Origin of the sequence: Bacillus sp. JJ722 (assembly GCF_036963345.1) — a bacterium.
Classification (GTDB): domain Bacteria; phylum Bacillota; class Bacilli; order Bacillales; family DSM-1321; genus Bacillus_AD.
This window is the reverse complement of sequence record NZ_JBALMO010000268.1, coordinates 1-1399: the sequence shown is the minus strand read 5'-3', so window position 1 is coordinate 1399 and position 1399 is coordinate 1. Positions and strand designations below refer to the sequence as shown.

The 1399-nt window shown below is 36.7% G+C and carries 1 protein-coding gene; it reads left to right on the top strand.

Annotated elements, in window-relative coordinates; all coding sequences use genetic code 11:
• The first annotated feature begins 281 nt into the window (after positions 1-281).
• Positions 282-1325 (top strand): ribonucleotide-diphosphate reductase subunit beta, encoded by a 1044-nt coding sequence (locus tag V7014_RS23325; RefSeq protein WP_335510836.1) that lies wholly within the window; start codon positions 282-284, stop codon positions 1323-1325.
• Positions 1326-1399 lie beyond the last annotated feature (74 nt).

Here is a 1399-nt window from a genome sequence, read left to right as displayed (position 1 = left end):
CGGAGCTGGACGTAGAATCCATCTATTTCAAAGTGATCAACAACCTATTATTTTATAATTTCCTAGACAATAAGAAATACCGGCACCGGTCCTTTTTAATGACTGAGGTTACTTCTACGATTTACTACCAATTAAAAAGGAGACATGCGGCAGGCATAAGATGGGCTGTTCTTGAAAACCCTCTTTTGGTTTTCAAAACAGAACGGCTTATGACCGAGCATGGCCGGTGTAAGGTTAGACAATAAGAAATACCGAATCTCAACATAAAAGGAGACGAAACAATGAGTATCCCTGTTTCCCCAAGATCCATTATGAACAAAACTGCACCAAATCGCGCAACTGCTATCGTGAACGGTACATGCTCCAATATACTAAACTGGGATGATGTAAGATTCAAATGGGCATATCCTAAATACAAAAAAATGCTCGGAAACTTCTGGACACCTTTTGAAATCAATATGTCTCAAGATAAAAAGCAGTTTCCTGAACTAACAGAAACAGAGCAAGAAGCCTTCTTAAAAATCATTGGCTTATTAGCTCTACTTGATAGCATTCAAACAGATTATGCTGGTAAAGTAGCGGATTATTTAACAGATTCAAGTCTTTCTGCCCTTATGATTATTCTCGCTCAGCAAGAAGTCATTCATAATCATTCTTATTCTTATGTTTTATCAAGTCTTGTACAAAAAGAAAAGCAAGATGAAGTATTTGAATTTTGGCGGACAGAACCTATTCTAGAGGTCCGCAATGATTTCATCACAAACGGCTACCGTGACTTTGCAGAGAAACCGACAGTTGAAAACTTATTGAAAAGTATCGTGTATGACGTGATTCTTGAAGGTTTATTCTTCTATTCAGGTTTTGCCTTCTTCTACTATCTTGCACGCAATCAAAAGATGGTTGCCACGAGTACAATGATTAACTATATAAATCGCGATGAGCAAATTCATGTCGATTTATTCGTTAAGATTTTCAATGAAGTATTAAATGAAAACCCTGAGGCTAATACACAAGAGCTAGCAGATTTCGTTCGGCAAACATTTATTAAAGCTACTGAACTAGAAGTCGACTGGGCACGATATATTATCGGTGATAGAGTTGACGGGATTTTAATAAGTGACCTTGAAGCATATATCAAATTCTATGCGAATGTTCGCTGTAATCAACTTGGCTTTGAAAAACCTTTCGAAGGTTACCGTACAAATCCATTGCGTTGGATTAAAGCATATGAAGACGTTGATCTCGGTAAATCTGATTTCTTTGAACAAAAGTCACGTCAGTATACGAAAGTAAACACAATAGATAACGGCTTCGATGAACTGTAATGCATTCATTAAATAAAATATTACTTGTTATTACATTCAAAAACCCATCAGCATTGGCACTGCCTGTCATTTTT

Bases quoted from the DNA above. Each gene is read 5' to 3' on its own strand.
- V7014_RS23325 (WP_335510836.1), top strand. From the start codon at position 282: ATGAGTATCCCTGTTTCCCCAAGATCCATTATGAACAAAACTGCACCA.